Below are 26,561 nucleotides of genomic sequence, written 5' to 3' on the forward strand. Positions count from 1 at the left end.
TTCGACAAGCAGACGCTCGGCAAAATCGAGCCGCATGTTGGTGAGGAACTTGTAAGGCGGCTGTCCGAACGTCTTCGTAAATGCCTGGATGAAGTGATTGGGTGAATGGTTGCAGAGCGCCGCAAGTTCGCCGACGGACAGTTTGCGGGTAAAGTTTTCGGCCAGGTATTCCTGCACCCTTTTCGCTTCCCGCTGCGGGAGTCCGCCGCTGACGCTGGGCTCTTTCCTGACGCGGACGTAATTGCGCAGGAGGTGGACGCCGAAAAGCGTTACGACGGAATCCAGGTAAAGCTCGTTGAACGGGCCGCCTTGCTTGAGTTCCAGCTTTATCCTTTCCGCAAGCTGCAACGCCCAGGGGTCCACCGCGGGGGCACCCGGCGGGCGCAACTCCAGGTCGTCGGTGTCGAATTCATTCTCCGCAAGTTCCTGGAATGCATGCCGGTCGATGGACACCAGTGTTTTTTCGATGGTCGACGACCAGCTCAAGGTGCTTTCCCAGCCGATGGGGCGGACCACCGTCGTGCCGACGGGCGCGTCAGCCTCCGGTGGCTCGTGGGCGCCGAACTTCGCTGCAAAGCCGCGGCAAGGTGCAAGAATGACGGCAACGAAATGACTGCTGTCCAGATCAAACGTCTGCGAGCCGGGCGGCCGCAGGGAATAGACAACACCTCCCGTCACCAGTGCCGCCCTTGGCCCCGCCTCCTCGGGTACAATCTTCAACGCCTCGTTGTTTATCTGTCGCCGCTGTTCCTCGAAACGGCGCAACGCGTCCGGCTTGTTCAGCATTCCGCTGCCCTGGCGCGGGCGCGGCAGAGATCCGCTCCGTTGAAAAGGAACCTGTATTGATGAAGCAGTTCGGTACTGCCGCCCCTCGACATGCGCCTGAACAGTCCCCCCAGTGCCTCACCTCCGACTTCCGCAGTTATTTTGATAAACCGGCCAGATTTGACAACAATATACACAGAGTATGCCCTTGGTAAAGATTGCGTGATAAACGAATTGCCCGCCCGGAGACCCTGACGCACCTCGTTGAGGGCCACCCCCGCACAGGCCAGCACCGAGCCCCGGATGTGTCGAACGATGTCATCCGTCGGATGCAAGCGCAACTCACGAAAGCAGCCGGGACGGCATCGCCGTTCCGGCGACTGGCGCGTGCCGGCGGGCAGGGCCGGCCGCTGGTCGATTATTTAGCCGGGAAACCGCTCTACCCGGCCTGCACGAACGTGCCGCGCCCCATGATCCGCTGAATCCGCTCCCTGGCCGCACGCAGCATGGCGGCGATGTCGGCGCGCCTTCCCAAAAGGCGATAGAGCGGCCCGGCGACGGCAAGGCCGAAGCGCCTTTCCCCGTCGAAGACGGGTATGCCGAGACCCATCACGTCCGGCGTGAACTCGGCATGATCCTCGCACCAGCCGCGCGCCATGGCCTCCTCGAGCCGCTGCTCCAGTTCCCGGGCGTTTCTTACGGTCGTTTCCTGATGGGGAACGTAGCTGAGCGCCGACAGGATGCGCTCCCGCTCCGCCGGCGGATAGGTGGTGAGAATGGCCTTGCCGCTGGAAGTGGTGTAGATCGGGCGCCGGTCCCCCACCTTCGCGAAGTAGCGGATGTGGGCCTGCGATTCCACGACATCCACATAGACGACGTCGGCATGGTCGCGCACGGCCAGGAGCGTGGTCTCGCCCGTCTCTTCGGCGAGCGCCTCCAATTCCCCGTGGATGCGCTGGAGGAGCGTGTCGCCTTCCGTCATGGCCCGGGCCAGATCGAGCAGGCGCCCCGTCGGATAGAAGCCGCCGCGCGGCCGGGTCTCGTACAGAAAGCCGCGCGCAAGCAGCGTCTCGATCAGGTTGAAGGTGCTGGACTTCGGTATGTCCAGAGCCTTCGACAAGGCCGTCAGGGTCAGCGGCGTCTTCTGCCGCGCATAGACTTCCAGGAGATCGAGAAGGTTTTCGACTTGTCTTACCCGCACGCGCTCCTCCCTTCGTCACATGCTTTGTTCATACATATGAACACTTTTACTCGCCAATGAAAATATTTGACTCCGCCGGAAAGGCCCTATAGCGTCCGAAGTCCAACCTGGACGTAGATCCGGGGAAGAGGAGATCGGGAGGAGATGGCTGGGGAGGTAATCCTTTCGGCGGCCGGCCTGACCAAGGAATTCAAAGGGTTCCTGGCGGTCAACGGCGTCGACCTCGAGGTCGCGCGCGGCACGATTCACGCGCTGATCGGGCCCAACGGCGCCGGCAAGACCACCTGCTTCAACCTGCTCACAAAGTTCCTCCAGCCGACCCGCGGAAAGATCGTCTATAACGGCCGCGACATCACCCGCATGGCGCCGGCCGACATCGCGCGCCTCGGTCTCGTCCGCTCGTTCCAGATCTCCGCCGTCTTCCCGCATATGACGGCACTTGAAAATGTGCGCATCGCCCTGCAGCGCCGGCGCGGCGGCAGCTTCGATTTCTGGCGCTCGGAGCGCGTCCTGAGCCACCTCAACGGCGAGGCCGGGACGCTGCTCGAGGAAGTGGGCTTGTCGAACTTCGCCGACACGCTCGCCACCGAGCTTCCGTATGGCCGCAAGCGGGCACTGGAGATCGCCACCACGCTGGCGCTCGATCCCGAGATGCTGCTTCTGGACGAGCCGACGGCCGGCATGGCGCAAGAGGACATCGAGCGCATCTCCACGCTCATCAAGCGCATTTCAGCCGACCGCACCATCCTCATGGTGGAGCATAACCTTTCCGTCGTGGCTTCGCTGTCCGACCGGATCACGGTATTGTCACGCGGCAGAGTGCTTGCAGAAGGCGACTATGCCGCCGTGTCGTCCAACCCGCAGGTGATCGAAGCCTATATCGGAGCCGAACATGCCTGAGGCCGCCCTTGCCGACCGCCCGGCTCCGGCCGAGGCCGCAGCGCCGCTCTTGTCGATCGACGGTCTTCAGGGCTGGTACGGCGAGAGCCATGTGTTGCACGGAGTCACCTTCGACGTACGCCGCGGCGAGGTCGTCACGCTCCTGGGGCGCAACGGCGCAGGCAAGACCACCACGCTGAAGGCGATCATGGGCATCCTCGGCAAACGCGCCGGCTCGGTGAAGTTCAACGGGCGCGAGACCATCGGCCTGCCCGCCCGCGCCATTGCCCGGCTCGGCATCGGCTACGTGCCGGAGGAGCGGGGGATCTTCTCCAGCCTCACCGTGGAGGAAAACCTGATGCTGCCGCCGCAGGTACGCCCCGGCGGGCTCCCGGTGGAGCGCATCTTCCAGCTCTTCCCCAATCTCCAGGAACGGCTTTCCAGTCAGGGAACCAAGCTGTCGGGCGGCGAGCAGCAGATGCTGTCCATCGCCCGCATCCTGCGCACCGGAGCCAAGCTCCTGCTGCTCGACGAGCCCACCGAGGGGCTCGCGCCGGTGATCGTGCAGCAGATCGGCGCCACCATCGCCCGGTTGAAGCAGGAGGGCTTCACGATGATTCTGGTGGAGCAGAACTTCCGCTTCGCTTCGTCCGTGGCGGACCGGCATTTCATCGTCGAGCAGGGGAAGGTCGCAGACATGATCCCCAATGAGGAACTCGACGCCAATATCGACAAGCTGCACGCCTATCTGGGCGTCTGAGGAACGAGAAAGGGCGCGAAAGGCGTCAAAAAGAGGAGGAGACTGGCATGAAGAAGGCATCGTTCATTCTCGCGTCGCTCGCCGCGGCCCTGACGGCGGGGTCGGCGCTGGCGCAGGACATCTCAGTCAAAGTCGGCGTGCTCAACGACCGCTCCGGCACCTACGCGGACCTCTCCGGCGAGGGCTCCGTGGTGGCCGCCCGCATGGCGGTCGAGGATTTCGGCGCCGAGGAAAAGGGCATCGGTGTCGAGATCGTTTCCGCCGACCACCAGAACAAGCCGGATGTCGGCTCCAACATCGCCCGCCAGTGGTATGACGAGGAGAATGTCGACGTCATCGCCGACGTGCCCACCTCCTCGGTGGCGCTGGCCGTCAATCAGATCACCCGTGAAAAGAACAAGATTTTCCTGGTCTCCGGCGCGGCCGCCTCCGAGCTGACGGGAGAGCAGTGCTCGCCCAACACCATCCACTGGACCTACGACACCTGGGCGCTCGCCCACGGCACGGGCCGGGCGATGGTGCAGGAAGGCGGCGATACCTGGTTCTTCCTGACCGCCGACTATGCCTTCGGGCACGCACTGGAGCGTGACACGGCGGCAGTGGTCGAGGAAGCCGGCGGCGAAGTTCTGGGCACGGTGCGCCATCCCTTCCCGGCCCAGGACTTTTCCTCCTTCCTGCTTCAGGCACAGGCTTCAGGCGCCGAGGTGATCGGACTGGCCAATGCCGGCGCGGACACCACCAACGCCATCAAGCAGGCGGCCGAGTTCGGCATCATGCAGGGCGGCCAGGACCTTGCCGGCCTTCTCATCTTCATCACCGACGTCCATGCGCTCGGGCTCGAGACCGCGCAGGGGCTTATGCTGACGGAATCCTTCTACTGGGACGTCAATGAGGAGACGCGGGAGTGGTCGCAGCGCTTCAACGAGAGGCACGGCGGCATGCCGACCATGGTGCATGCCGGTGTCTATTCGTCGATCCTGCACTACCTCAAGGCCGTCGAGGCGGCGGGCACGAAGGATTCCGAGGCCGTCATGGCCAAGATGAAGGAAACGCCCACGGACGACCCGCTGTTCGGGCAGGGTGAGGTGCGCCAGGACGGCCGCAAGATCCACGACCTCTACCTCCTCCAGGTGAAGAGCCCCGAGGAATCGGAGGGCCCGTGGGACTACTACAACGTCGTCCGCACCATTCCGGCCGATCAGGCGTTCAGGCCGATGGAAGAAGGTGGCTGCGAACTGGTCCAGTAATCCGCGCCGACACGGGCGGCATGCCGCTGCATCGGCATGCCGTCTTCGTGAAGGCCGATGGGAGGCTTCATGTTCGAGCTCCTCGGAATTGCGCCGCAGGCTCTGTTCGGGCAGCTTCTGCTCGGGCTGATCAACGGCTCGTTCTATGCCATGCTCAGTCTGGGGCTCGCCGTCATCTTCGGCATGCTCAACATCATCAATTTCACGCACGGCGCGCAGTATATGATGGGCGCGTTCGTGGCCTGGATGCTGCTCCACTATCTCGGCGTCGGCTATTGGTGGGCGCTCGCCCTTGCACCCGTGATCGTCGGGATCACCGGGGTCGTTGTCGAGCGCCTGCTCATATCGAGGCTCTATCACCTCGACCACCTCTACGGGCTCTTGCTGACGTTCGGCCTCGCCCTCATCATCCAGGGCCTGTTCCGAAACTACTACGGCGTCTCCGGCCTGCCCTACTCCATTCCCGCGATCCTGACGGGCGGCTACAATCTGGGTTTCATGCTCCTGCCGGTCTATCGCGCCTGGGTGGTGGTTGCTTCCCTCATCGTATGCCTCGCCACCTGGCTCGTCATCGAGAAGACCCGGCTCGGTGCCTATCTGCGCGCCGCGGTCGAAAACCCGACGCTCGTCGGTGCCTTCGGCGTCAACGTTCCGCGCATGATCACGCTGACCTACGGCTTCGGCGTCGGTCTGGCCGCCCTCGCCGGCGTGCTGGCCGCTCCGATCTACACCGTCAATCCCAACATGGGCGCCGACCTCATCATCGTCGTCTTCGCCGTCGTGGTCATCGGCGGCATGGGATCCATCCTCGGCTCCATCCTCACCGGCTTCGGCCTGGGCATCGTCGAGGGCCTGACCAAGGTCTTCTATCCGGAAGGCTCGGCGGTGGTCATTTTCGTCATCATGGCAATCGTGCTTCTCGTCAAGCCGGCCGGCCTGTTCGGGAGGACCGCGTGATGGTCACGACAACCGACACCGGGGAGAATGCGGTCCGGCCGCAAAACGCCGCGGCCGGCATGCCGCGCCTCCACGCGGCAATCTTCCTGGCGCTTCTCGCCGTTTCGCTGGTCGCTCCCTTCGTGCTCTACCCCGTCTTCCTGATGAAGGTGCTGTGCTTCGCGCTCTTCGCCTGCGCCTTCAACCTGTTGCTCGGTTTCGGCGGGCTGCTTTCCTTCGGCCACGCCGCCTATTTCGGCGCCGCCAGCTATCTGTCCGCGCACGCGGCCAAGGTGTGGGGCTTCACCCCGGAACTGGCGATCCTGACGGGAACGCTCACCGCCGCCCTGCTCGGAGTTGTCTTCGGCGCGCTCGCCATCCGCCGGCAGGGCATCTATTTCGCAATGGTGACGCTCGCCTTTGCACAGATGGTTTATTTCTTTTCGCTGCAGGCACCCTTCACCGGTGGCGAGGACGGCATCCAGGCCGTGCCGCGCGGCCATCTCTTCGGGCTCATCAGCCTGCGCTCCGACCTGACGCTCTATTTCGTCGTGCTGGCGATCGTCTTCGGCGGGTTGCTCGTTATCTACCGAATCATCCATTCGCCCTTCGGGCAGGTCCTGAAGGCGGTGCGCGAGAACGAGCCGCGCGCGGTTTCGCTCGGCTACCGGGTGGACCGCTACAAGCTGGCGGTCTTCACGCTTTCGGCGACGCTTGCCGGGCTTGCCGGCGCCACCAAGGCCATCGTCTTCCAGCTCGCTTCGCTCACCGATGTGCATTGGACCATGTCGGGGGAAGTGGTTCTAATGACGTTGCTCGGCGGCATGGGCACGGTCTTCGGCCCGATCGCCGGCGCAGCGGTGATCGTCACCATGCAGAACTATCTCGCCACCTTCGGCGCATGGGTGACAGTCATCCAGGGCGCGATCTTCGTCGTCGCCGTGCTCCTGTTCCGCGAGGGGCTCGTCGGTGTCATCTCGAAATGGGTTGGAAAGCCTCTTTAGATCCAGCGCAACTCCAGACGGAAAACCGGTTTCCACTTTTCCTGGAATTGCTTTAAAACGGCTCTACCGAGATTCGCCCCGCACACCGGTGAAATAGCTGACGGCTGCGGCGCCTACGGAACATGACTTGGCGGCTCTCATTCAAGGCGCAAGTCGAATCCGGAAGCCGCATCGTTCGTCAGGCGTAGCGCGTCGGCACTGCCGTGGTGAACTTCAACTCCTCCATGCTGATGGAGGAACTGATCTCGGAAAACTCCAGCGTGGAGATCATTTTCTTATACACCGCGTCGTAGGTCTCGATGTCCGGCACCACCACCTTGACGATGTAATCGGTGTCCCCCGTCAGGCGGTAGGCCTCGACGATCTCGGGCACGTCCTCGATCAACGCGCGAAAGGCCTCGAGCCACCGCATCTCGTGGCGCGGTGCCTTGACGCCGATGAAGATCGTCATGGCGACGTTGAGCAGCCGCCGGTCGACGAGGGCCACGCGCCGCTTGACGATCCCGCTCTCCTCGAGCCGGCGGATGCGCCGCCAACAGGGCGTGGAGGAAAGCTTGACCTCTTCGGCGATCTCGCTCACGGCGCGGTCGCTGTCGCGCTGGAGGGCCTCCAGGATCTTGCGATCGATATCGTCGAGCGCGCGCGTGCCGGGCGCGCTCCGGGCGCCGCTTCTGACGTTGTCGCGGGCACTGTCGGTCATGGCGCGCAGAACTCGATCGCCGCGCCGCTGGCATCCGCGGGCGCCACCGCGATCCCCCGTTCGGTCTCGTGTCCCGTTACGCCAGCCTCGTCGAGCACCCCCCGCGCCCTCTTCAGATCATCGACAAGGATCTGGAGGACGGCAAAACCGCTTTTCGGCGTGGCGGATAGATCAACGTCCGCATAGCGCGCACGCAACGCGTCGGCCGTGAGGAACGTCAGCGGAGCCGATCCTGTCTCGACACTCCATCCGCCCGGAACCGGCGTGACGGTGCCGACGGCGAACAGCCTTGCATAGGCATGCGCCGCCTGTTCGGGATTATCCGGCGCCGCCACGGCACCGGCCAGGCCCCTGGCGCCGTTGCGGTGGTCCAAAAGCTCCGGCAGCCACACCGTCTCCGGCGTATGGTGCTGACACATGAAGGCAAGCCCTACCGGCACCTCATGCGGCGCAAAGGGCAGTACGGAAAAAGCCGCTCTCCCCTCGCCGCCGCGCGGCAAGGGAACCGGACGTTCGAAATCGCGCCGCTCACCCGTCGCGATGCCGAGCGCGGCGAGCTGCGTTTCGGCAAGCCGTAGATCGCCGGCGCGGCAGGCGATCGCGTAGAGGCCTTCCCCGTCCCGGCTGAGGAGATCTCGCCTGTCTGCATTGACCGCAGTTTCGGCAACCATCCCCAGGAGTTCAAAGTAATCTGCCGGAAACATGATGGTGTGGTTGGCCGAGCCCATCGCCGGACTGTGCATTCCGCGCGGAGAAACGGTGAAGCCCAGCCGCTCGAATTGCGCCTGGCTGCGGTCGAGGTCCTCGACAAGGAGATAACAATGGTCGATGCCGGTGACGGGGTGGGTCATGCGGTCTCCTTTGCCTCATCTTTCAGCCGGTCGTGACGATCTCGTTGATAAGGTCTTCCCGGGCTGGATCATGCGCCCCACATCAGGCGCGCGCCGTCTCCGGTTTCCGTAAAGGTGAGCGCCCTCGCGGGGCCCGTACCGGCCGAATAGACCAGCCATCCTGCAATCTCATACTGCATCATCCGGCCTTGCAACAGATACTGTACTCACCCATTGAGCAAAAAGAGCATGAATATCTCATCCAACTCAATAGCGAGAAATTTATCAGTTGACTTCATTCGAAAAGCATTGCGACGATAAAGGGATAGTGGGTTTCTCGGGTCAACAAAGAGGAAAAAATGTTCAAGACATTGCGATGGCTTGCGCCGTCACTCACCGGTGCTCTGGTATTTGCTGCCCTCTCGACGCCGGCATTCGCCCAGGACGAAGAAGTGCAGCGCGGGGGCACCGTCATTGTTCACATGGTTTCCGAGCAGCGCGTGCTCAACCCGGCCCTGCGCGCCTCCACGGGCGTCTACGAGATTTCCGGCAAGATCGTCGAGCCGCTCATCGATCTGACCTACGACGGCTATGTGGGCGTTCTCGCCACCGACTGGTCCTCCTCGGACGACGGCCTGGAGATCACCTTCAAGCTGCGCGAGGGCGTGCAGTGGCACGACGGGGAGCCGTTCACTTGCGAGGACGTCTCCTTCACGGCGATGAACTTCTGGAAGGAGCTCCTCAACTACAGCTCCACCCTGCAGGCGGATCTGGAAGCGGTCGATTGCCCCGATCCGCACACGGCCGTCTTCCGCTATGCGCGTCCGATGCCGCTGGAGCTCATGGTGGCGGCGATGCCCGACCTTGGACACCCGCTCCCGAAGCATCTTTATGAAGGCACGGATTTGCTGCGCAACGAACTGAATGCCGCCCCGATCGGCACCGGGCCGTTCAAGTTCGTCGAGTATGAACGCGGCCAGTATGTCATCGCGGAACGGAACGAGGATTACTGGCGCGGCGAGGAATATCCCTATCTCGACCGCATCGTGTGGCGGTTCATCACCGACCGCTCGGCCGCCGCTGCGGCGCTGGAGGCCGGCGAGATACACGAATCCGGCTTCATCGGCGTTTCCATGGCCGACATCGTGCGGTTGTCCGAAAACCCAAACTTCGACGTCGGCACCAAGGGCTACGAGAACAACGTCGCCCACAGCACGATCGAGTTCAATCACCGCAACGAGGCGCTGGCGGATGTGCGCGTGCGCCAGGCGATCTATCATGGGCTGGATATCGACCGCGCCATCGAGACGATCATGCGCGGCTATGCCAAGCCGGGGCGCGGCCCGATTCCTTCGACCGGCAGGGCCAACTACACCGACGACGTGCCCACCTATGAATACGACCCGGAGAAAGCCATGGCCCTGCTCGACGAAGCCGGCTATCCGGAAGGCGAGGACGGAGTGCGCCTCCGCCTCAGGCACCGGCCGGCGCCCTGGGGCGAATACACCCAGCTCTGGGGCGAGTTCTTCGCCCAGTCCATGCGCGAGATCGGCATCGAGGTGGAAATCCTCACCAATGATGCGCCGGGCTTTCTCAACGGCGTCTACCGCGACCACGACTTCGACACCGCCAATGGCTGGCACCAGTTCCGGGCCGACCCCGCCGTCTCCACCATGGTTTGGCTGCGCAGCGGCGCCCCGGCGGGCACGCCTTGGTCGAACCAGTTCGGCTACGAGAACCCGGAACTCGACCGGATGATCGACGAGGCCGCCTCCGAGCTCGACCCGGACAGGCGCGCCAAGATGTACCACGAGATCCAGCGTCTCGCGATGGAGGAGTTGCCGGTGATCTTCGCCATCGAGCACCCCTTCATCTCGGTGACCAGCAAAAAGCTGAAGAACCATCACAACACGCCGCGGTGGAACTCGTCCTCGTGGTACGATCTGTGGCTCGAGCAGTAGCAACAAGGGCGGACGACGGAGTTCCGGTCACCGGCAGGGCCGCGCCCGGACTCCGTCACCGCGGTGGGACGGCGACAAGTCCATGTTGAGTTACGCGCTGAGACGGCTCGTCCAGTCCGTGCCGGTCATCCTGATCATCATGATCGGGACTTTCCTGCTCCTGAAACTGGCCCCTGGCGATACGGTCGACGCATTGGTGGGCGACATGGGCGGGGCCGATGCGCAGGTGATCGCACGGCTGCGCGCCGAATACGGCCTCGACCAGCCGGTCTGGACACAGCTGTGGATCTACATGACCAAGCTGGCGCGTTTCGATTTCGGCTGGTCCTTCGTCCATGAGCAGCCCGTCGCCACGGTGCTTTTGGACCGGCTCGGCACCACCCTCCTGCTGATGGTCTCATCCCTCTTCTTCGCCGTCACCATCGGCACGGTGCTCGGCGCCATTGCCGCCCGCCGCGCCTATTCGCTGACCGACAACATCATCAGCACGCTGGGGCTGATCTTCTACGCCACCCCAAGCTTTTTCCTCGGCCTGATGATGATCGTCCTGTTCTCGGTGAAGCTTGGCTGGCTGCCGGTCGGCGGCATCCAGACGATTCCGAGTTTCTACACCGGATGGGAATATGTGAAGGACGTGGCGCTTCACCTGATCATGCCGACCGCATCGCTGTCGCTGATCTATCTGGCGCTCTACATGCGGCTGATGCGCACCAGCGTGATCGAGGTCGCCGAGCTCGACTATGTGCGCACGGCCCGCGCCAAGGGCGCCGGCGAAGCGCGGCTGATGCTCCATCACATCACCCGCAACGCGCTTTTGCCCGTCGTCACGCTGCTCGGCGTCCAGTTTTCCACCATCCTCGGCGGCTCGGTGGTGGTGGAGACGGTCTTTACGCTCCCCGGCCTCGGCCAGCTCGCCTACCAGGCGGTGATCCAGCGCGACATGAACATGCTGATGGGTATCGTTTTCCTGAGTGCCGTGGTCGTGATCGTGGTCAATTTCCTGATCGATCTCCTCTATGCGCGTCTCGATTCGAGGATTGAACTGTCATGAGCATCCTCGAAAGCAGTGTCGCGGTATCGCCGCCTTCCGGCTGGCGCGTTCTGTGGCGCCGCTACCGGCGCAACCGCGCCGCCGTTCTGGGCCTCGTCCTTTTGGGGCTGGTCCTGTTCATGGCGGCGACCGCCGGTTTCGTGGAGCCCACCGACCCGCTACGGCGCGCCGGCGAGCCGCTGGTCCCTCCCTTCACCGACTGGGCGACGCCGCTTGGCACCGACCAGCTCGGTCGCGACATCCTCGCCGGCATCTTCCACGGCGCCCGCACCTCGCTCCTGATAGGCATAATCTCTACCGTACTTGCCATTTCCATCGGCACGGTGGTCGGTGCGGTCGCCGGCTATTTCGGCGGCTGGGTCGATGACGTGCTGATGCGTATCACCGAAGCCTTCCAGACGATCCCGAACTTCGTTCTCCTGCTCGCCCTGGTCGCCATTCTCGGCTCCTCGCTTGAAAACATGATCCTTGCCATCGGCATCGTTTCGTGGACGGCGCCGGCCCGGCTCGTGCGCGCGGAATTCCTGTCGCTGCGCGGCCGCGAATTCGTGGAAGCGGCCCGCAATCTCGGCGTCGGCGACATCTCCATCATCTTCCGCGAGATCCTGCCCAACGCCCTGCCGCCGGTCATCGTCTTCGCCTCCGTCATCATGGCAATCGCCATCCTGCTCGAATCGGCCCTCGCGTTTCTCGGGCTCGGCGACCCCAATTTCGCAAGCTGGGGCAACATGATCGGCGCCGGGCGCGCGGTGCTTCGCACCGCCTGGTACTGTGCCGCCATTCCCGGCCTCGCCATCATCGTCACCGTGCTCGCCTTCAGCCTCATCGGCGAGGGGCTGAACGAAGCCGTCAACCCGAGGCAGAAGAAGGCATGACCGCCGAGACCGCAACCGATCCCATTCTCCAGATCGATGGCTTGCGCGTGGCATTGCCGGAGGGGGCCGATCGCCCTTTCGCGCTCGACGGCCTGGACCTGACGGTGAAGGCCGGCGAGATCGTCTGCCTCGTCGGCGAGAGCGGATCGGGAAAATCGATGGCCGCGGGCGCCGTGATGCGGCTTCTGCCCGAACCGCGCGTGCACATCGCCGGCGGCAGTATCCGCTTCGAAGGAGAGGACCTGTCGCAGCTTTCGCCGGCCGGGATGCGCAGCCTGCGCGGCCGGCGCATGGCCATGATCTTCCAGGAGCCGATGACGGCATTGAACCCGCAGAAGACGGTCGGCTGGCAGATCGAGGAGGTCTTGCGCATTCACACCGCCCTTTCGGCGAAGGAGCGCCGGGCGCGCGTGCTCGAAATGCTCGACCAGGTGCACATCCCGGACCCGGACTCCGCCATCAATGCCTATCCGCACCAGATCTCCGGCGGGCAGCGTCAGCGCGTCATGATCGCCATGGCGCTGGTGCTCGAACCGAAGCTGATCATCGCCGACGAGCCGACCACCGCGCTCGACGTGACGACGCAGTTGCAGGTTCTGAAGCTTATCCGCGAGCTGCAGGCGCGGCTCGGCACGGGCGTCCTCTTCATCACCCATGATTTCGGCGTCGTCGCCGAGATCGCCGATCGGGTCGCCGTTCTGAAGGAAGGCGAACTGGTCGAGCAGGGCCCGGCAAGAGAGGTTTTGAACCATCCGCGCCATCCCTACACGCAGGCGCTGATCGCGGCGGTCCCGGCCCTGCGTCCACCGCCATCCCGCAGCTTCGACGACGCGCCGGCGATCCTGCGCGTTGACCGCCTGAAGAAGACGTTTGAGGCGAAAGGCGGCCTGTTCGGCCGCAAGCGCAATGCCGTTGCCGCGGTCGACGACGTCTCCTTCGCACTCAAAAAGGGTGAAACGCTGGGCGTGGTGGGCGAAAGCGGATCCGGCAAGACGACCGTTTCGCGCTGTGTGACCAGGCTGCTGAATGCCGACGGCGGCGCCATCATGCTCGGCGACACCGATCTGGTGGCTGCTGGGCGCGGCACCTTGCGGGCGCTGCGGCGCGACATCCAGATGGTCTTCCAGGACCCGATGGCGTCCCTCAACCCGCGCAAGCGCGTCGTCGATATCATCGCACAGGGCCCGATCACGCACGGGGAAAACCCGCGCAAGGCACACGAGCGGGCCCGTGAACTGCTGTCCCTCGTCGAGCTCAGCCCGGCAGCGGCCGAGCGCTACCCGCACGAATTCTCCGGCGGCCAGCGCCAGCGCATCGGCATCGCCCGGGCGCTTGCCATGGATCCCAAGATTATCGTCGCCGACGAACCGGTGTCCGCCCTCGACGTCTCGGTGCAGGCACAGGTGCTGCGGCTTCTGGCCGACCTGCGCGACCGGTTGTCGCTCTCGCTCCTCTTCGTCACTCACGACCTCAGGGTGGCAGCCCAGATCTGCGACCGCGTGGCAGTGATGGAGAAGGGACGCATCGTCGAGATCGGTCCCACCGCCACCGTTTTCGCCGAGCCCCGTCATGCCTATACCCGAAAGCTTCTCGATTCGATCCCCGGGCGGGACTGGGTGCCTCCGGTTTTTGCCGGAAACGCGGCATGAATGATGGCTGAAAGGATCAACCGGCCACTGCTGAAAGCCGGCGCGGCGAACGGCCTGCCGGGCGGATCGTCTTTTCTCTTCACCGGAACCTGCACATGACCGACACCAACATCGAATGGCCGCCGTCGCTCTGGGCCGCCGTGACCCCGGCGCCGGAACCCGCACCCGCTTTGAAAGACGACGCGGAAGCGGATATCCTGGTGATCGGCGGCGGCTTCTCCGGCCTGTCGACGGCACTGCATCTCGCAAAAAGAGGTCGGCAGGTTATACTCGTGGAAGCTCGGGCAATCGGTTGGGGCGCCTCCGGACGCAACAACGGCCAGGTTATCCCAACCATGTCTACCGCGGAGCCGGATGCGTTCGTCCAACGTTTCGGAGAGGCCGGCGAACGCCTCGCCCGCCTGATCGGACAGAGTGCCGAGACCCTGTTCCGCCTGGCCGAGACGGAGGGAATCGACTGCGAGGCCGAGCAGACGGGCTGGTTCCAGCCGGCCCACTCGCCGGGCAGGCTCCGCCTCAGCGAGAAACGCGTCAAGGCGTGGCAGCGCTTCGGTGCGGCCTCAGAACTTCTCGACGCGCAAGCCTCAGCAAAGCTGCTCGGCTCCCGATACTGGTTCGGCGGCATGTTCAACCCGACGGGCGGCCATATCAACCCTCTGGCGCTGGCCCGCGGTCTGGCCGCTGCCTGTCGGCGCCATGGTGTGACGATCTACGAGCAATCGCCTGTCATCGACTACAAGCGGGAGGGTGACGGCTGGCGTGCTCGGTGCCCGCAAGGATCGGTGCGCGCGCATGCCGTCGTCCTCGCCACCAACGCCTATACCGATGCGCTGGAAAGCGACCTCGAACCGCGCATTTCGCACAGCGTGGTCCCCATCCTTTCCTGGCAGATGGCGACCGAACCGATCGGCGACAACCTGCGTGCCGAGATTCTGCCGGGGCGACAGGCTGTTTCCGACACCCGCGCCGATCTGCGCTTTTTCCGCTACGACGCGCGTAGCCGGCTAATAACTGGCGGTTCGGTTCTCGGCACCCGCAATGCTGCGAGCCGCGTGACGGCACGGACAAGAGAAAACCTGGCCGCGGCTTTCCCGCAGCTCGCCGGCATCGACTTCACCCATGTCTGGAGCGGCCGCGTCGGCATGACACGCGACCGCTTCCCGCATTTCCATCGCCTCGGCCCCGATCTGTGGAGCTGGACGGGATGCAACGGACGGGGCGTCGCCCTTTCGGTCGCGCTCGGGCGCGAACTGGCGAGCGTAGTTGACGGTAAGCCGGCAAAAGAAACTGCGCTGCCGTTGACCGAGCCGAAACCTATTCCCTTCCACTCCATCGCCAGGCGGATCGCACCGCTGATCCTCGCCTGGTACAAGCGCCGCGACCACGCGGAACCGAAGCTCGACTGAACCGGGAACAGGAGAATCCGCCATGCGGGAAATGCCGATCCTGGAGCGCCGCCGCATCGAGGCGATGCTCATGAAACATATTTACGAGGTTATCCGCGAGCGTTCCGGCGAGGAGGAGGCGCGCGCCGTGATCGGCCAGGCCATATCCAACGCGGCCATCGAGCACGGCAAGGGCTTCGCCGAAGAACTCGGGCGCACACCGGATCTCGGGGACTTCCTCGCCATCATGCCGAACTGGACCAGGGAGGATGCGCTCCAGATCGAGGTGCTCGCGGCGGACAAGGAAGAGTTGGCGTTCAACGTCACGCGCTGCCGCTATGCCGAGATGTACAAGGAGATGGGTCTCGGCCACATCGGAGATCTCCTGTCCTGCAACCGGGACGGCGATTTCTGCATAGGCTACAATCCCGATATGGAGCTGACGCGCACCCAGACCATCATGAAGGGCGCGAGCCATTGCGACTTCCGCTACCGTATGAAGCCGAAAGCCCGAGCATAGGGGACGAACCATGGCCATCGAAAACTGGGTTGCCCGCCAACTCGACGATCTGACGGAATTCCGCCGCGACCTGCACCGGCATCCCGAGTTGCTCTACGAAGTCGACCGCACCGCCTCCCGCGTCGCAGACGCCCTGCGCGCGGCTGGAGTCGATGAAGTCGTCACCGGCCTCGGCCGCACGGGCGTCGTCGGGGTTATCCGCGGCAGTACCGATACAAAGGGACGTATGATCGGCCTGCGCGCCGACATGGATGCCCTGCCGATCGAGGAGGCCAGCGGGGCACCCTGGGCCTCCACCACGGCGGGCCGCATGCATGCCTGCGGCCATGACGGCCACACCACCATGCTGCTGGGCGCCGCGCGCCAGCTAGCGGAAAGCCGCGCCTTCGACGGCACTGTCGTGGTGATCTTCCAACCGGCCGAGGAAGGCGGCGCCGGTGCCAAGGCCATGATCGACGATGGCCTTTTGAAGCGGTTTCCCCTCGACGAGGTTTACGGTTTGCACAACAAGCCCAACCTGCCGCTCGGCCAGTTCGCCATCGCATCCGGCCCGGTGATGGGATCGGTCGACGAGATCCGCATCCGGGTCGACGGCGTGGGCGGTCACGCGGCCTTTCCCCACCAGACGGTGGACCCCCTCACGGTCACGGCATCGCTGATCCAGGCGGTGCAGACGATCGTGTCCCGCAACATCGATCCGCTGAAGTCGGCGGTGGTTTCCATCACCACCATTCACGGTGGTGACGCCTTCAACGTCATTCCGCAATCGGTCATGCTGACCGGCACCGTGCGCACGCTCGACCCGGCTGTTCGTGACCAGGTGGAGCAACGGCTGTCTAGAGCGGTCGGCGGCATTGCCGACGCCTTCGACGCCAAGGCCCATCTGGATTACATCCGCAGCTATCCCGTGACCATCAACGATGCGGAAAAGACCACGCTTGCCGCCGCCGCGGCCGCAGAGATCGCCGGAGAGGCGAATGTCCAGACGGATCTCGCCCCGGTCATGGGCGGCGAGGATTTCGCCTTCATGCTGGAGGAAGTCCCCGGCGCGATGATCTTTGCCGGCAACGGCCCTTCGGCCGGGCTGCACCACCCCGAATACGATTTCAACGACGAACTCATCCCATGGGGGTGTTCCTACTGGACCACGCTGGTCCGGCAGCGGCTGACCGCCTGAACATCACCATTATGCGGCTTTGCCGCAAGCCGGTGCGCCGACACCGCGATGTCAAAGCTCCGGCGGACATGCCAGGGCCGCAATGCTGCGGCCCCGCAGATCGACGGTTCAGTGCCACTACATGGCAACGGGTGCCGGCGTTATTTCCACGCATCCTCGAAGCAGTAGGATGTACTCGCGCCGCCACCTTAACCCCGTCTTCTTTGCCGCCTGGTGCAATTCCCGGTGATTCCAACCGGCTGCAAAATGCTTTAACGTCCGGCCCATGGCACAGAAGAAGGCACATGAAGTCGACGGCTGGCTCGCCCGGCCCGATCCCGCCACGTCCGTCGTCCTCGTCTACGGGCCGGACCGGGGCCTCGTCTCGGAGCGCGCGGCAGCGTTCGCGCGCGGGAGCGGCCTGCCCCTGGATGATCCCTTCACGGTGGTCAGGATCGACGCCGCCGAAGCGGAAGCGGCCGGCCGGTTGCTGGACGAAGCCCGCACGGTGCCGATGTTCGCCGACCGCCGGCTGGTCTGGCTGCGTGGCGCAGCCAATAATGCAGCACTCGCATCCGCCATCTCCGCCCTCACCGCCGATCCGCCCGAGGGATGCCTCATCCTGGTGGAGGCCGGCGACCTGAAGAAGGGCACCGCCCTGCGCAGTGCCGTGGAGAGCGGGAAATCGGCCATGGCCCTGCCGTGCTATGCCGACGACGCGCGTGGTGTCGACGCGGTCATCGACGAGGTTCTGGGTGCCGCGGGGCTTTCCATCGCGCTCGGTGCGCGACAGCTGCTAAAGGCCAATCTCGGCGGCGACCGGCTGGCGACACGCTCCGAACTGGAGAAGCTTGCGCTCTACTGCGCGGGAGTGAGTGAGGTCCGTGCCGAAGACGTTCGTGCATCGATCGGCGATGCCTCGAAGCTTAGCGCTGACGATGCCGTCGATGCCGTGATGTGCGGGCGCATTGCCGAGTTCGACACCTTGTTTGCCCGCCATCTGGCCAGCGGCAGCCCTCCCTTCCTCGTGCTTTCCGCCGCCTTGCGCCACGTGCAGGCGCTTCAACTCATGCGCGCACAGATGGAGGCTCAGGGAAAGACTCCCGCCGCCGCGGTGGCAAGTGCCAGACCGCCCGTCTTCTTTGCGCGCAGGCGCATGGTGGAACAGGCACTTCAGCACTGGAACCGGAAGATGCTCGAGGCGGCGGCGGATCGCCTGCACCGGGCAATCCTGAAATCCCGTCAGCACCAGGCGGTGTCCGAGCCCGTCAGCCGGCAGGCGCTGCTGGCGCTGGCGATCGAAGGCGCCCGCGCCGCGCGTTGAGACCCTATGGCAGGATAAGACAGGCGCGCTCCGACTGATCGATGGACGTCAGGTTCCCGAACGACTTTCAGTCGGAGCGATAACAGTTGACCGCCCCCGGCACACAAGCTGGAATCCCAGAGAGGAACGGGCAAATCCGAACCTGCGGCTTATGAAAGAAGACGAGCTGCACCCGTTCCCGGCACAACGGCTATGCCGCTCTATCGCTGCAGCAGGCGGCAAAGCTCGTCGAGCTGTTCCAGGGTGCGATAGGCGATGCGCAGTTCACCGCCTTTATCCTTGTGATTGATCGTCACCTTCAGACCGGTATGGTCGCTCAGCAGCCTTTCCAGCGAAAGCGTGTCGGCGTCCTTCTCCTTCCGGCCGCTCGACCCGTCACCCTTTTCGGCCTGCTCCGGCGCGCCGGCCAGCGCTTCCGCCTGGCGCACGGACAAGCCTTGCTCGACGATGCGCTTGGCAAGCCCGGCGGGATCTTCGGCATTGACCAATGTGCGCGCATGGCCCGCCGTGAGCGAACCGTCGACGATGAGATCGCTGACCGCCGCCGGCAGCCTCAGGAGGCGCAGCGTATTGGCGACGTGACTGCGGCTCTTGCCGATCACTTGCCCGAGATCGGCCTGGGTGTAGTTGTGGTCGTCCATCAATTGCTGGTAGCCGCGCGCCTCCTCGAGTGGGTTCAGATCCGATCGCTGGACGTTTTCGACAATGGCGAGTTCGAGCGCGGCCTTGTCGTCGACGTCACGGACGATGACCGGGACCTCGGTCAGCCCGGCCCTTTGCGCAGCCCGCCAGCGGCGCTCACCCGCGATGATCTCGAAACGTCCTTCCGCGGGGGACGGCCGCACCACGACGGGCTGCACGATGCCGTGCTCGCGAATGGACTGCGCCAGATCGGCCAGATCCGTCTCGGCAAAATTGCGTCGCGGATTGCGCGGGTTCGGGGAGATGAACTCGATCGGCACGAAGCGATCGGCACGAACGGTTTCCTGCTCCTCGGAAGCGGGTTTGTCCATTTCACCGATGAGGGCGGCCAGGCCCCGGCCGAGACGTTTACGCGAAGGATCTTCGTTCATGGCGATTCCACTGGTCTAGAGGCGGGCGGAGAGATTTCATGCCGCCCGCAGGCGGCGTTCCCGCCGGATCACTTCGGAGGCAAGTTGCAGATAGGCTTGGCTGCCGGAGCATTTCAGATCGTAGAGGATGGCGGGCTTGCCATAGGACGGAGCCTCGGAAACGCGGACATTGCGCGGGATCACTGTCTCGTACACCGCCTCGCCCATATGCGCGCGAACATCCTCGACCACCTGATTGGCGAGGTTGTTGCGGCGGTCGAACATCGTCAGAACGATGCCCTGTATGGTTAAACGCGGGTTAATGGATGTGCGGATCTGCTCGACCGTCTCGAGAAGCTGACTCAGACCCTCCAGGGCGAAGAACTCGCACTGCAGCGGCACGAGGATCGAATCGGCCGCCGCCATGGCGTTCAACGTCAGGAGATTGAGCGAAGGGGGGCAGTCCACGAGCACATAGGAATAGGGGATTCCTTCAGGCGCCTCGCGCAGCGCGCGACGCAGCTTGAGAACGCGGTCCGCCGCCTCCGATATCTCCATCTCTATTCCAAGCAGGTCGAGCGTGGAAGGTATGACGGAGAGCCCCGGAACGGCGGTTTCCATGGCTGCCTCTGCGACCCCGGCCGCACCCGTCAGCACGTCATAGGAGGAAATCATGCGCGCCTGCCGGTCGATGCCCAACCCGGTGCTCGCATTGCCTTGCGGGTCGATGTCGACAATCAACGCCCTTTCGCCGATAGCGGCGAGCGCGGTGGCCAAGTTGATGGCCGTGGTCGTCTTCCCGACGCCGCCCTTCTGGTTTGCCACGGTGATGATGCGCGGTCGCGTGCTCATGAGCTCCTGCCGGCAGTGATTTTCCCGTTGCCGCGCCAGTGGCTAGCGAGCACGTCGGAGATTGCTGATCTCCAGGATGACGCCGTCACCACCGCGCGACTCGCCGTGTTTTACCAGATCGAATTGCCAGACGTTATAGCTTTCTTCGATTTCCCTCTGGTAATCCCGCCCTTTATGAAAGAGCGCCCGGGCACCTTTCAACAACCAGGGCTCAGCCAGTTCGAGGAGGCGCGGCAGGGGTGCGAGTGCGCGCGCGGTAATGATTTCCGGCTGCGCCACGAGATCATAGCTCTCCTCGATTCGCCGGGAATGGACTCGCGCCGGAGCCTTCAGACCGGCCAGGACCGTTTGTAGAAATGCCGCTTTCTTACGGTTGCTTTCGATCAGATCAACATGACTGCCCGGCCTTTCGGCCAGCAAAATGGCGACAACGGCGCCGGGAAACCCGCCGCCGGAGCCCAGATCCACCCACCGGGTGACCTCCGGTGCGAGCCGGATCAGCTGTGCGCTGTCGAGAATGTGCCGCTCCCATAGATGCGGCAGGGTCGAAGGCGCGGCCAGATTGATGCGCACGGCCCAGCGATTGAACTCCCGCTCGAAACTCTGCAGCCGCGCAAATGTTTCACGTGAAACCGGCCCGGCAGCTATCTGCAGGGCGTCGAAGGCCACGGCGTCGCTCACGCGGCCCCCCTCCTTTCGCCTTGACGCAAGGAGACGAGGATCAGGGCCAGCGCGGCGGGCGTCATCCCGTCGATCTTTTGCGCCTCTGCCAGCGATCGTGGCCTGTGCCTTCGCAGCTTGTCCTTCAGCTCATTGGACAGTCCCGCCACCGCGCCAAAATCGGTGTCTGCCGAAATGGCGGTTTCCTCGTCCTTGCGCAGACGCTCAGCGTCGGCTGCCTGCCGCTCGAGATAGACGGAGTATCGTGCCTCGGTTTCGAGGCATTCGGCCGTCTTGGCCGTAACGGCGCCGAGCTCCGGCCAAATCTCAACCAGCCGAGCCATTGTCACATCCGGATAGGCCAGCAGATCATAAGCAGATCTACGCGCCCCATCGTGATTGAGCGCAATTCCGTGCCGACCCGCCTCATTTGGCGTCAGCATCAGCGCCTGGGCACATGAACGTGCAGAACTAAGCTCTTGTTGCCACGCCTCAAACCGCTCCCGCCGCGGTGAGGATGCAATACCCCAATCGATCGCAAGCGGCGTCAGGCGTGCGTCGGCGTTGTCAGCGCGCAATGACAGGCGAAACTCCGCCCGCGACGTGAACATGCGATAGGGTTCACTCACCCCGCGCGTTACCAGGTCGTCCACCATCACGCCGATATAAGCGTCGGCGCGCCCCAGGGTGATCGTCTGACCACCGGAGGCAGTTCGGGCTGCATTGATGCCGGCAAGGATTCCCTGTCCCGCTGCCTCCTCATAGCCGGTCGTCCCATTGATCTGTCCGGCCAGAAAGAGACCGCGCACGCGCCGCGCTTCAAGGGAGGGCTCGAGTTCCCGTGGGTCCACGTGATCATACTCGATCGCGTAGCCCGGTTGCAGAACACGAACATTGGCGAGTCCCGGGACGGTCCTGAGAAACGCATCCTGTACGGCTTCCGGCAGAGAGGTCGAGATGCCATTGGGATAGACCGTATCGTCGTCCAGCCCCTCCGGTTCCAAGAAAATCTGATGCCCGTCGCGCTCGCCAAACTTCACGATCTTGTCTTCGATCGACGGACAGTAGCGCGGCCCGACACCACCGATCGCACCGGAATACATGGCCGAACGGGAAAGGTTTGCCTCGATGATGGCGTGCGTGGCCGGCGTGGTGCGAGTGATCCCGCACGCGACCTGCGGATTGGAGATCTGGTCCGTCATCAAGGAAAACGGCACGGGATGCAGATCCGCCGTCTGCTGGCCCAGCGCCGACCAATCGATCGTCCGGCCGTCAAGACGCGGCGGTGTGCCCGTCTTCAGCCGGCCCAGGGCGAAGCCGGCCTGTTCCATGGATGCCGAGAGGCGCTTGGCGGCCGGTTCGTTCATCCGACCGGCAGGGATCGTGCGCTCGCCGATGTGGATCAGGCCCCGCAAGAATGTGCCCGTGGTCAGGACGACGGCACCGCACATGATGCGGCGCTCGCCGGAAAGAATCACATGATCGATCCGGCCATTGTGAATGCCGAGCGCATGGGCTTCGGCCTCGATGACGTGCAATCCCGGTTGCGCCTTGATCGCTGCCTGCATCGCCTTGCGATAGAGCTTTCGGTCCGCTTGCGTGCGCGGCCCACGCACCGCCGGCCCCTTGCGGCGGTTGAGAAGACGGAACTGAATGCCGGCGGCATCGGCCACGCGGCCCATCAGGCCGTCCAAGGCGTCGACCTCCCGCACGAGCTGGCCCTTGCCGATGCCCCCGATGGCCGGGTTGCACGACATGACGCCGATGGCATCCGCGCGCAACGTCACCAGCGCCGTCTTGGCCCCTGCGCGTGCGGCGGCAGCAGCAGCTTCGCACCCGGCGTGACCTCCGCCGATCACAACGACATCGAACGCTTCCGACATGGCAACTCCTCTGATGACGTCAGATGCGCACATCAGGTCCGCTAGTCAAGTGCGCAAGAATGTTTCACGTGAAACGAGTTCGAATGCCGTCAGCCCACCGAGAGAGATTGCTGCCCACATGGCTTTACAGTGGCCGCGATGTTTCACGTGAATCATCAGGTAGCGCGGGGCTGACAGGGTGAAGGTCCTTTGCGGCGGCGTGGGCAATCGGCCAGCACCGGTTTCCCCTGCACCCATCGAGTAGGTGACGTGCGGGGTTGGTGAGCACGAAAAGTGAAGAGGGCTTAGAGCTGCGAGGATGCTCGCCATGGTGGTGGTGCTTGCCTGGCGGGGCTCAGAGCCTCTCCGCCTTGCCCTCCCCTCGCTTCGTGCCATGATCTGCCGCGGCGGCGAGGGCACGCGCAGCGGAACGAGGTCGAACACGCGCGCTCCACCGAGCCGTGTTTCACGTGAATCATTTGCCGATGCAGAACGATGAGAAGATCGTGTCAAGGAGATCCTCTACATCGATATCGCCGCAGACCCGCCCGAGGGCGACGGACGCCAGGCGAAGATTCTCCGCCCGCAGCTCAAGATCCTCCGGAATGCCGTGTAGAGCGGTGTCGAGGCTCTCCACAGCCTCGTTCAAGAGCGCGACATGGCGCGCGCGGAAGGGCAGGATTTCACCCGCGCGCTCCTGATATCCCGCTGATCTTTCGCGCAGGAGATCAAGCAAGCGGTCCAGTCCGTCGCCCGTGGTCGTCGAGATCAGGCAGTCGTAATCCGGTGATTGCCCTACCAACAGGTCACTCTTGTTTCCAACCCGTAGACGGGGCCGGTCTGGGAGTCCGCGAAAAGGTGCCGGTGCTGCAGCGTCCTCCAGCAGGAGAACCAGATCCGCGCGCTCGGCGCGCGCCAGGGAGCGCTCGATTCCTATCGCTTCTACCCGCCCGCGCGCTTCGCGAATACCCGCGGTATCGGTCAGCACCAGCTTCATGCCGCCAATATCGAGATTCACCTCCAGAATATCACGTGTCGTCCCCGGCTCGTCAGTGACGATTGCGACCTCGCGCCGCGCCAGCACGTTCAGAAGACTCGACTTGCCGGCGTTCGGCGCGCCCAGGATCACCACCTGAAAGCCGTCCCTCAGAATCTCCGCGTCGCGATAGGAAGCTGCATGGGCGGCAATAGCCGCACGCAAGTCCGTGAGCTCTGCCCACACCGTCTCGGCAACGGATCCCGGTACATCCGATTCATCGGCAAAATCGAGCTCCGCCTCGATCATCGCCCGTGCATGGATGAGCTGCTGCCGCCACTTATCATAGAGCATCCGGTGCTGCTCGCTGCTGTTGGCGAGCGCGAAACGGCGCTGCGCCTCCGTCTCCGCGGCGATCAGGTCCGAGAGCGCCTCCGCGCCCGTCAGGTCGACCTTTCCATGAAGGAAGGCACGCTTGGTGAATTCACCCGCTTCGGCCGCGCGTAAACCGGGAAGGGATCCGAGCGCTTCGAGCACGGCCGCGACCACCGCGCGGCCGCCATGAAGATGCAGCTCGCCGCAATCCTCGCCCGTAAAGCTTGTAGGGCCCGGAAAGAAAAGGCACAGGCCGCGGTCCAGGAGATCCTCGCCATTCGCGATCGCCGTCAACTTTGCGCGGCGCGGCGGAGGAACGCCTCCGGTCATCCGCTCGAGCACGTCGGCCGTCGCCGGACCGGAAAGCCGCACGACCGCGACGCCGGAGGGCAGGGCGCCGCTCGAAAGCGCGAAGATCGTATCTCGCGTAAGGATTTGATCCGCCATGGCGCTCGCTCTACCTTCCACTACACCAGGAAGCCTTAGGAGATATGATTGTGTCCCTTCCGCAGCGCAACCTGCTCGACGAGCAGACCAGCCCCTATCTTTTGCAGCACAAGGACAATCCCGTCCACTGGCGTGCCTGGTCGGCCGAGGCGTTAGCGGAAGCGCAGGCCCTCGATAAGCCGATACTGCTTTCCGTCGGTTACGCCGCTTGCCACTGGTGTCACGTCATGGCCCACGAAAGCTTCGAGGATCCCGATGTCGCCGACGTGATGAACCGCCTTTTCGTGAATATCAAGGTGGACCGCGAGGAGCGCCCCGACATTGACCAGATATACATGACCGCCCTGCAGGCCACGGGAGAGCAGGGAGGCTGGCCGCTGACCATGTTCCTTACACCCGACGCAAAGCCGTTCTGGGGTGGAACCTATTTTCCCAGGACGACCCGCTTCGGGCGCCCCGGCTTCGTCCAGGTGCTGGAAGCGATTCATTCCGCCTGGCGGGAGAAGAAGGACGAACTGCAGCGCAGCGCCGAAGCCCTTTCGGGCCATGTCCAGAAGAACCTCGCAGCTCCCGCGTCGGGGGCGGACACGGCTTTCGAGCCGCCATTACGCGCACTCGCCCGACGGATCGGGTCCGTCACGGATCCCCTGTATGGCGGGCTCAAGGGCGCGCCGAAGTTCCCCAACGCCCCGTTCCTCGACGTGCTGTGGCTCGATTGGCTGGAACACCGTACCGCCGAACATCGGGAGGCGGTCGTGCGCACCCTGCGCTATATCTTCTCTGGCGGAATCTACGATCACGTCGGAGGCGGTCTCGCACGCTATGCCACCGACCCCCAATGGCTCGTCCCGCATTTCGAAAAAATGCTCTATGACAATGCGCAGATGGTGCGCCTTGCATGCTATGCCCATGCCGAGACCGGCGACCCGCTTTTCAAGAGGCGCATTGACGAGACGCTGACCTGGATGCTGCGCGAGATGCGTGTGGAAGGCGGGGCCTTTGCCTCGAGCCTCGATGCGGATTCGGAAGGCGAGGAGGGAAAATTCTATCTCTGGACCCGCAGCGAGATCGAAGCGGTCCTCGGTTCCGAAACCGAACGGCTTCTGGCCACCTACAGTCTTTCGCAGCCAGAAGGCTGGGAAGGCGATCCCATACTGCATCGTCTGGACCGGCCGTCGCTGGAGTCACCATCCGACGAAGACGCGCTGAAAGGCCTGCTCGACCAACTCAGGGAAGCGCGAGAGAAACGCACGCGCCCGGGGCGCGACGACAAGGTGCTCGTCGACTGGAACGGCCTGGCTATCGAGGTACTTGCGACGGCTGGCCGGCAGTTTGAGCACGATGCATGGATTGAAGCTGCCCGTGACGCATACCAATTCGTGTGCGAATCGATGCAGGACGGGCGTCTGCCTCACAGCATCAGAGCCGGCAAGCGGCTCTTTCCCGCGCTCGCCAGCGATTATGCCGCGATGATTTCGGCTGCCATCAGCCTCCACGGCGCCTTGCAGGGCGAGGTATTCCTGCAGCAGGCGCGCGAATGGGCGGATAAGCTCGAAGAATGGCATGCTGACGGGACCGACACCGGCTATTTCCTGACAGCGGCCGATAGTGATGACCTGCCGATGCGTATCCGCGGGGATGTCGACGAAGCCGTGCCCTCCGCAACCGCTCAGACCATCCGTGCGCTGGTGCAGCTTTCGTCCGCCACCGGCGACCATGCGACCTACGAGAAAGCCGTACGGGCGGCCGAAGCCGCGCTCGACCGGACCCAGGGCCAGATGCACGGCCAGGCCGGCATCGTTCATACGGCGTCGCTGGCCCGGCGGCCGATGAAGCTGCTCATCAACGATACGGATACCCATCCGCGCTTCGTTCCGGTATCGAATCGAATCCCGGATCCGCGCCGTATCGATATCCTTCTTGGTGAACGGGAGACCGCTGCCGAAAGGATGGCCGGGATCAACGTTGATCGGCAGATCCCGGGTGCCTGGCTGTGTATTGGCCAGAGCTGTCTGCCCCCGCTGCGCGATACGAGTACGCTTGAGGCAGCGCTACGGGCCGCCGCGCGCGACTAGAGCTGGGTGCCCTCACATT

At 64.1% G+C, this 26,561-nt stretch carries 23 protein-coding genes; 14 read left to right on the plus strand and 9 right to left on the minus strand.

What is annotated here, in order from left to right:
• Nucleotides 1-786 (minus strand): AraC family transcriptional regulator (locus tag ACFP9U_RS09690; protein ID WP_378620951.1); only part of this gene is annotated, 786 nt, incomplete at its 3' end.
• 418 nt (nucleotides 787-1,204) lie between these two features.
• Nucleotides 1,205-1,966, minus strand: coding sequence for an IclR family transcriptional regulator (locus ACFP9U_RS09695; protein WP_378620954.1), 762 nt, complete (start codon nucleotides 1,964-1,966; stop codon nucleotides 1,205-1,207).
• A 144-nt stretch (nucleotides 1,967-2,110) separates the two neighbouring features.
• Here ACFP9U_RS09695 and ACFP9U_RS09700 point away from each other — a divergent pair, with 144 nt between their 5' ends.
• The 5 genes from ACFP9U_RS09700 (at nucleotide 2,111) to ACFP9U_RS09720 (ending at nucleotide 6,792) form a co-directional block, all read left to right on the plus strand.
• Nucleotides 2,111-2,866: an ABC transporter ATP-binding protein gene (locus tag ACFP9U_RS09700; RefSeq protein WP_378620956.1), complete on the plus strand. Its 756-nt coding sequence runs from the start codon at nucleotides 2,111-2,113 to the stop codon at nucleotides 2,864-2,866.
• Nucleotides 2,859-3,605 (plus strand): ABC transporter ATP-binding protein, encoded by a 747-nt coding sequence (locus ACFP9U_RS09705; RefSeq protein ID WP_378620957.1) that lies wholly within the window; start codon nucleotides 2,859-2,861, stop codon nucleotides 3,603-3,605. The genes ACFP9U_RS09700 and ACFP9U_RS09705 overlap by 8 nt, the downstream gene beginning before the upstream one ends.
• Nucleotides 3,606-3,652: 47 nt before the next feature.
• Complete coding sequence (locus ACFP9U_RS09710; RefSeq protein WP_378620959.1) at nucleotides 3,653-4,852, plus strand: ABC transporter substrate-binding protein; 1,200 nt, start codon at nucleotides 3,653-3,655, stop codon at nucleotides 4,850-4,852.
• Nucleotides 4,853-4,921: 69 nt separating this feature from the next.
• Nucleotides 4,922-5,809: a branched-chain amino acid ABC transporter permease gene (locus tag ACFP9U_RS09715; protein ID WP_378620961.1), complete on the plus strand. Its 888-nt coding sequence runs from the start codon at nucleotides 4,922-4,924 to the stop codon at nucleotides 5,807-5,809.
• On the plus strand, nucleotides 5,809-6,792 hold the full coding sequence (locus ACFP9U_RS09720) for a branched-chain amino acid ABC transporter permease (RefSeq protein WP_378621003.1): 984 nt from the start codon (nucleotides 5,809-5,811) through the stop codon (nucleotides 6,790-6,792). The genes ACFP9U_RS09715 and ACFP9U_RS09720 overlap by 1 nt, the downstream gene beginning before the upstream one ends.
• Nucleotides 6,793-6,970: 178 nt before the next feature.
• Here the strand turns inward: ACFP9U_RS09720 and ACFP9U_RS09725 are convergent, their stop codons facing one another.
• Entirely contained in the window at nucleotides 6,971-7,492 is a 522-nt protein-coding gene (locus ACFP9U_RS09725) for an Lrp/AsnC family transcriptional regulator (protein WP_378620963.1), read from the minus strand.
• Nucleotides 7,489-8,343: a VOC family protein gene (locus ACFP9U_RS09730; protein WP_378620965.1), complete on the minus strand. Its 855-nt coding sequence runs from the start codon at nucleotides 8,341-8,343 to the stop codon at nucleotides 7,489-7,491. Before ACFP9U_RS09730 ends, ACFP9U_RS09725 begins: the two co-directional genes overlap by 4 nt.
• A 338-nt stretch (nucleotides 8,344-8,681) precedes the next feature.
• On the opposite strand from ACFP9U_RS09730, the gene ACFP9U_RS09735 reads away from it, so the two are divergent.
• The 8 genes from ACFP9U_RS09735 (at nucleotide 8,682) to holA (ending at nucleotide 18,243) form a co-directional block, all read left to right on the plus strand.
• A complete protein-coding gene (locus ACFP9U_RS09735) occupies nucleotides 8,682-10,283 on the plus strand; it encodes an ABC transporter substrate-binding protein (protein WP_378620967.1) in 1,602 nt (533 codons plus the stop codon).
• An 82-nt stretch (nucleotides 10,284-10,365) separates the two neighbouring features.
• The gene (locus ACFP9U_RS09740; protein ID WP_322451251.1) at nucleotides 10,366-11,334 is read left to right on the plus strand and encodes an ABC transporter permease; all 969 of its coding nucleotides are present in this window, start codon (nucleotides 10,366-10,368) and stop codon (nucleotides 11,332-11,334) included.
• Nucleotides 11,331-12,209, plus strand: coding sequence for an ABC transporter permease (locus ACFP9U_RS09745; protein WP_378620969.1), 879 nt, complete (start codon nucleotides 11,331-11,333; stop codon nucleotides 12,207-12,209). The genes ACFP9U_RS09740 and ACFP9U_RS09745 overlap by 4 nt, the downstream gene beginning before the upstream one ends.
• Complete coding sequence (locus tag ACFP9U_RS09750) at nucleotides 12,206-13,858, plus strand: ABC transporter ATP-binding protein (protein WP_378620971.1); 1,653 nt, start codon at nucleotides 12,206-12,208, stop codon at nucleotides 13,856-13,858. The genes ACFP9U_RS09745 and ACFP9U_RS09750 overlap by 4 nt, the downstream gene beginning before the upstream one ends.
• 95 nt (nucleotides 13,859-13,953) lie before the next feature.
• A complete protein-coding gene (locus ACFP9U_RS09755; protein ID WP_378620973.1) occupies nucleotides 13,954-15,264 on the plus strand; it encodes an NAD(P)/FAD-dependent oxidoreductase in 1,311 nt (436 codons plus the stop codon).
• A gap of 22 nt (nucleotides 15,265-15,286) precedes the next feature.
• Nucleotides 15,287-15,763: an L-2-amino-thiazoline-4-carboxylic acid hydrolase gene (locus tag ACFP9U_RS09760; RefSeq protein ID WP_378620975.1), complete on the plus strand. Its 477-nt coding sequence runs from the start codon at nucleotides 15,287-15,289 to the stop codon at nucleotides 15,761-15,763.
• Between the two features lie 10 nt (nucleotides 15,764-15,773).
• Entirely contained in the window at nucleotides 15,774-16,940 is a 1,167-nt protein-coding gene (locus tag ACFP9U_RS09765) for a M20 aminoacylase family protein (protein WP_378620977.1), read from the plus strand.
• Between the two features lie 265 nt (nucleotides 16,941-17,205).
• A complete protein-coding gene (holA, locus tag ACFP9U_RS09770; RefSeq protein ID WP_378620979.1) occupies nucleotides 17,206-18,243 on the plus strand; it encodes a DNA polymerase III subunit delta in 1,038 nt (345 codons plus the stop codon).
• Nucleotides 18,244-18,443: 200 nt separating this feature from the next.
• On the opposite strand, the gene ACFP9U_RS09775 is transcribed toward holA, so the two are convergent.
• From ACFP9U_RS09775 to mnmE, 5 genes are all read right to left on the minus strand, one after another.
• Nucleotides 18,444-19,316 (minus strand): ParB/RepB/Spo0J family partition protein, encoded by an 873-nt coding sequence (locus tag ACFP9U_RS09775; RefSeq protein WP_378620981.1) that lies wholly within the window; start codon nucleotides 19,314-19,316, stop codon nucleotides 18,444-18,446.
• Between the two features lie 36 nt (nucleotides 19,317-19,352).
• Nucleotides 19,353-20,147, minus strand: coding sequence for a ParA family protein (locus ACFP9U_RS09780; protein WP_378620983.1), 795 nt, complete (start codon nucleotides 20,145-20,147; stop codon nucleotides 19,353-19,355).
• A gap of 42 nt (nucleotides 20,148-20,189) precedes the next feature.
• Complete coding sequence (gene rsmG / locus ACFP9U_RS09785) at nucleotides 20,190-20,828, minus strand: 16S rRNA (guanine(527)-N(7))-methyltransferase RsmG (protein WP_378620985.1); 639 nt, start codon at nucleotides 20,826-20,828, stop codon at nucleotides 20,190-20,192.
• Entirely contained in the window at nucleotides 20,825-22,690 is a 1,866-nt protein-coding gene (gene mnmG / locus ACFP9U_RS09790; RefSeq protein WP_378620986.1) for a tRNA uridine-5-carboxymethylaminomethyl(34) synthesis enzyme MnmG, read from the minus strand. The genes rsmG and mnmG overlap by 4 nt, the downstream gene beginning before the upstream one ends.
• A 454-nt stretch (nucleotides 22,691-23,144) precedes the next feature.
• Nucleotides 23,145-24,455 (minus strand): tRNA uridine-5-carboxymethylaminomethyl(34) synthesis GTPase MnmE, encoded by a 1,311-nt coding sequence (gene mnmE / locus ACFP9U_RS09795; RefSeq protein ID WP_378621004.1) that lies wholly within the window; start codon nucleotides 24,453-24,455, stop codon nucleotides 23,145-23,147.
• A gap of 56 nt (nucleotides 24,456-24,511) precedes the next feature.
• Here mnmE and ACFP9U_RS09800 point away from each other — a divergent pair, with 56 nt between their 5' ends.
• The gene (locus tag ACFP9U_RS09800; protein WP_378620987.1) at nucleotides 24,512-26,542 is read left to right on the plus strand and encodes a thioredoxin domain-containing protein; all 2,031 of its coding nucleotides are present in this window, start codon (nucleotides 24,512-24,514) and stop codon (nucleotides 26,540-26,542) included.
• The last annotated feature ends 19 nt before the right edge of the window (nucleotides 26,543-26,561 follow it).

This window comes from Nitratireductor sp. GCM10026969, assembly GCF_042660605.1.
GTDB lineage: Bacteria > Pseudomonadota > Alphaproteobacteria > Rhizobiales > Rhizobiaceae > Chelativorans.

Coding starts and splice junctions, on each gene's coding strand:
- ACFP9U_RS09780 (WP_378620983.1), bottom strand. CDS start 20,147: ATGAGCACGCGACCGCGCATCATCACCGTGGCAAACCAGAAGGGCGGC.
- holA (WP_378620979.1), top strand. CDS start 17,206: ATGGCACAGAAGAAGGCACATGAAGTCGACGGCTGGCTCGCCCGGCCC.
- ACFP9U_RS09710 (WP_378620959.1), top strand. CDS start 3,653: ATGAAGAAGGCATCGTTCATTCTCGCGTCGCTCGCCGCGGCCCTGACG.
- ACFP9U_RS09750 (WP_378620971.1), top strand. CDS start 12,206: ATGACCGCCGAGACCGCAACCGATCCCATTCTCCAGATCGATGGCTTG.
- ACFP9U_RS09705 (WP_378620957.1), top strand. CDS start 2,859: ATGCCTGAGGCCGCCCTTGCCGACCGCCCGGCTCCGGCCGAGGCCGCA.
- ACFP9U_RS09755 (WP_378620973.1), top strand. CDS start 13,954: ATGACCGACACCAACATCGAATGGCCGCCGTCGCTCTGGGCCGCCGTG.
- ACFP9U_RS09735 (WP_378620967.1), top strand. CDS start 8,682: ATGTTCAAGACATTGCGATGGCTTGCGCCGTCACTCACCGGTGCTCTG.
- ACFP9U_RS09765 (WP_378620977.1), top strand. CDS start 15,774: ATGGCCATCGAAAACTGGGTTGCCCGCCAACTCGACGATCTGACGGAA.
- ACFP9U_RS09720 (WP_378621003.1), top strand. CDS start 5,809: ATGGTCACGACAACCGACACCGGGGAGAATGCGGTCCGGCCGCAAAAC.
- ACFP9U_RS09745 (WP_378620969.1), top strand. CDS start 11,331: ATGAGCATCCTCGAAAGCAGTGTCGCGGTATCGCCGCCTTCCGGCTGG.
- ACFP9U_RS09725 (WP_378620963.1), bottom strand. CDS start 7,492: ATGACCGACAGTGCCCGCGACAACGTCAGAAGCGGCGCCCGGAGCGCG.
- ACFP9U_RS09760 (WP_378620975.1), top strand. CDS start 15,287: ATGCGGGAAATGCCGATCCTGGAGCGCCGCCGCATCGAGGCGATGCTC.
- ACFP9U_RS09775 (WP_378620981.1), bottom strand. CDS start 19,316: ATGAACGAAGATCCTTCGCGTAAACGTCTCGGCCGGGGCCTGGCCGCC.
- ACFP9U_RS09730 (WP_378620965.1), bottom strand. CDS start 8,343: ATGACCCACCCCGTCACCGGCATCGACCATTGTTATCTCCTTGTCGAG.
- ACFP9U_RS09800 (WP_378620987.1), top strand. CDS start 24,512: ATGATTGTGTCCCTTCCGCAGCGCAACCTGCTCGACGAGCAGACCAGC.
- ACFP9U_RS09715 (WP_378620961.1), top strand. CDS start 4,922: ATGTTCGAGCTCCTCGGAATTGCGCCGCAGGCTCTGTTCGGGCAGCTT.
- ACFP9U_RS09700 (WP_378620956.1), top strand. CDS start 2,111: ATGGCTGGGGAGGTAATCCTTTCGGCGGCCGGCCTGACCAAGGAATTC.
- ACFP9U_RS09740 (WP_322451251.1), top strand. CDS start 10,366: ATGTTGAGTTACGCGCTGAGACGGCTCGTCCAGTCCGTGCCGGTCATC.
- mnmG (WP_378620986.1), bottom strand. CDS start 22,690: ATGTCGGAAGCGTTCGATGTCGTTGTGATCGGCGGAGGTCACGCCGGG.